Below are 3,072 nucleotides of genomic sequence, written 5' to 3' on the forward strand. Positions count from 1 at the left end.
GTGCTAACGTCCATTGTGTAAGTAAATCCCTCGTTGTAGACGGGTTTCGATGCAATAATATACGTTCTTTTTCGATATCTTGTAAGGATACACTTTCTTTTTTTGAAAAATGATGTTCTTTGGAAAAAGCAAGAACAAGTGTATCAGGTATTATTTTTGTTTGTTTTAAAAGTGGTTCATCAAACGGCGCCGCAGAAATTACCCCGAGATCAATTTCATGATTTTGTAGCATCGTTCGAATTTCAGGCGCAGTTTTTACCAGGAGTGTTATTTTTATATTAGGAAATTTGCATTGAAATTGATGAACAACTTCTGGTAAAAGATAAGTCGCTGGTACATAACTAGCACCAATTGTTATAGCACCTTTATTAAAATCTTTAAACTCCTGTGTGACCCGCCTAGCTTCTTTCATAAGTGCATCTATTTTACAAGCATAATGATGCAACGCCTCACCAGCCTCTGTTAAGAAATACCTTCCAGAACGTAATTCGAATAAAGACACACCGAGTTCCTCTTCTAAGCTTTTTATATGAAATGTAATAGTAGGTTGTTTAACGCCAAGTTTTTCTGCAACAATCGTAAGCTTTTTGTATTTCTTAATAAGCACTACAATTTCTAATTTTAAGAGATTCATTATGAGTTAACCGCCTTTTTTATTTTAACTATAGAAAAAATCTATAGAAATAAATAGTTTATTAGAAGTTTTTTAATTTAATCTTTACAGTACATTAACATTCAGTATAAATCTTCCATATAGAATGAAAGCAGGTTAAGAATGTGGGGAGAGAGGTGAAACGATGGATATTAAAATTCATGGATTAGAAAAGACATTTGGAGAAATACAGGCGTTAAAACCGTTACAAATTGTAATGAAAAAAGGAGAGTTTACCACACTTTTAGGACCTTCGGGATGCGGGAAAACGACTTTGCTTAGAATGATTGCAGGACTTGAAGAACCGGATAAAGGAGAAATATATTTTGGAGATAAGTGTATGTATTCGTCTACAAAAAAGGTAAAAACATCTCCTCATGAACGGAATATCGGTATGGTATTTCAAGATTTTGCTTTATGGCCGCATATGACTGTTTTTGAAAATGTTGCATTTGGTTTAAGGGCTACAAAGCAAACGAATCATTTACGCGAAAAGGTAGAAGATGCGATAAAGAGAGTTCGCCTGCAAGGTATGGAGAAAAGATATCCACACGAACTTTCTGGCGGACAGCAGCAACGTGTCGCATTTGCTAGAGCAATCGTAACAAAGCCTCATTTTATTTTATTTGATGAACCGTTAAGTGCACTCGATGCAATTTTACGAGAAGAAATGCGCTTAGAGCTTATGGATATCGTTCATTCCATTGGTTTAACGGCATTGTATGTAACACACGATCAAACAGAAGCTATGTCAATGTCAGACCAAATTATTGTAATGAAACAAGGGGAGGTATTACAAAAAGGAACACCAGAAAATATTTATGTGAAACCGTCTCATGAATTTGTTGCGAAGTTTGTTGGTAAGGCAAATTGGCTTGTAGAGAATAAACAAATGATTCGTCCAGAGCACGTGAGCTGGACAAAAAATGAAGTGTGCGATACGTATACAGGTGAAATTCAGTACGTTACATATGTAGGAGAACGTTATGAAGTGAAAGTAAACATGGGGACACTCGGTGTATGGACAGCTTATCACAATAGTAAGCTAAGCATCGGTAAACCGGTATCGTTATATGTACCCAAAAAATGTATTCATCATATAGGGGGAGAATCGTATGAAGAAATTCAGTTCGCTTAAGTCTTTATTTGTATGTACTTTACTATTTTCTGCAGTAGTAACAGGTTGTAGCTCAAAGACAGGCAGTGCAGATGCAAAAAATAAAAACGCTAATGAAAAGAAAATTGTTGTATATAGTGCAGGACCAAAAGGATTAGCAGAAAAAATTCAAAAGGACTTTGAAAAGAAAACCGGTATAAAAGTGGAAATGTTTCAAGGAACAACAGGTAAGATTTTAGCGAGAATGGAAGCTGAAAAGAAAAATCCAGTCGTTGACGTTGTCGTACTCGCTTCATTACCAGCGATGGAAGGATTAAAGAACGATGGTAAAACATTAGCTTATAAAGAAGCAAAACAAGCTGATAAGCTTCGTTCTGAATGGTCGGATGATAAAGGACATTATTTTGGATATAGCGCTTCAGCATTAGGAATTGTGTACAACACAAAAAATGTGAAGACAGCACCTGAAGATTGGAGCGATATAACAAAAGGAGAATGGAAAGGGAAAGTGAACCTTCCAGATCCAGCACTTTCAGGGTCAGCTTTAGACTTTGTAACAGGATACGTGAAAAAGAATGGACAAGATGGATGGAATTTATTTGAACAGCTTAAGAAAAATGAAGTTACAGTAGCGGGAGCAAACCAAGAAGCTTTAGATCCAGTAGTAACAGGTGCGAAAGATATGGTACTTGCAGGCGTTGATTATATGACGTACAGTGCAAAAGCAAAGGGCGAGCCGGTTGATATTGTATATCCAAAAAGCGGAACGGTTATTAGTCCGCGTGCAGCAGGTATTATGAAGGATAGTAAAAATGTAGAAGGTGCAAAACAGTTTATTGATTATTTATTATCAGATGATGTGCAAAAACAAGTTTCTAAAGCGTACTTATTGCCAGGTAGAAAAGATATAAAAGCTGAAAATAGACCGAATGTAGAAGAGATTCCGGTACTAAACGTTGATTGGAAAACAGTTGGGAAAGAACAGGATGAAATAGCAAAACAATTTAAGAAAGTATTTCAATAAGATGGTGATTACATGGTAAATCGATTCGTATCAGTAAGACAAATTGGAATGACAGTAGCATTGTTACTTGTGGTGATGTTAATCGTCATTCCGCTTTTTCTCATTTTATTTTCTAGTGTATATGAAAATAGCAATTGGAATTTTTTAAAGCCTTTTGAAGTCATGAAGAGTGGTGGATTAGCTGGGATTTTTCTGAATTCGATGCTTCTAGGTGTACTCGTTGTAATAGGAGCTACAATATTTGCATTTCCACTGGCGTTCATTATGAGCAAAACAGAT

At 35.8% G+C, this 3,072-nt stretch carries 3 protein-coding genes and 1 pseudogene; 3 read left to right on the forward strand and 1 reads right to left on the reverse strand.

Annotation, left to right across the window (positions count from 1 at the left end; translation table 11 throughout):
- Nucleotides 1–634, reverse strand: a 634-nt coding sequence (locus AC1DTM_RS21295; RefSeq protein WP_477000814.1) for a LysR family transcriptional regulator, incomplete at its 3' end; no start/stop codon positions are given.
- Between the two features lie 163 nt (nucleotides 635–797).
- On the opposite strand from AC1DTM_RS21295, the gene AC1DTM_RS21300 reads away from it, so the two are divergent.
- The 3 genes and pseudogenes from AC1DTM_RS21300 to AC1DTM_RS21310 form a co-directional block, all read left to right on the forward strand.
- Nucleotides 798–1,790, forward strand: a complete 993-nt coding sequence (locus tag AC1DTM_RS21300) for an ABC transporter ATP-binding protein (RefSeq protein ID WP_016104436.1) — start codon at nucleotides 798–800, stop codon at nucleotides 1,788–1,790.
- The gene (locus tag AC1DTM_RS21305; protein ID WP_016104437.1) at nucleotides 1,768–2,793 is read left to right on the forward strand and encodes an ABC transporter substrate-binding protein; all 1,026 of its coding nucleotides are present in this window, start codon (nucleotides 1,768–1,770) and stop codon (nucleotides 2,791–2,793) included. Before AC1DTM_RS21300 ends, AC1DTM_RS21305 begins: the two co-directional genes overlap by 23 nt.
- Before the next feature lie 12 nt (nucleotides 2,794–2,805).
- A pseudogene (locus tag AC1DTM_RS21310) lies at nucleotides 2,806–3,072 on the forward strand (ABC transporter permease); the annotation flags it as partial.

It is taken from the genome of Bacillus sp. P4_D3, from assembly GCF_056401855.1.

Coding starts and splice junctions, on each gene's coding strand:
- AC1DTM_RS21300 (WP_016104436.1), top strand. CDS start 798: ATGGATATTAAAATTCATGGATTAGAAAAGACATTTGGAGAAATACAG.
- AC1DTM_RS21305 (WP_016104437.1), top strand. CDS start 1,768: ATGAAGAAATTCAGTTCGCTTAAGTCTTTATTTGTATGTACTTTACTA.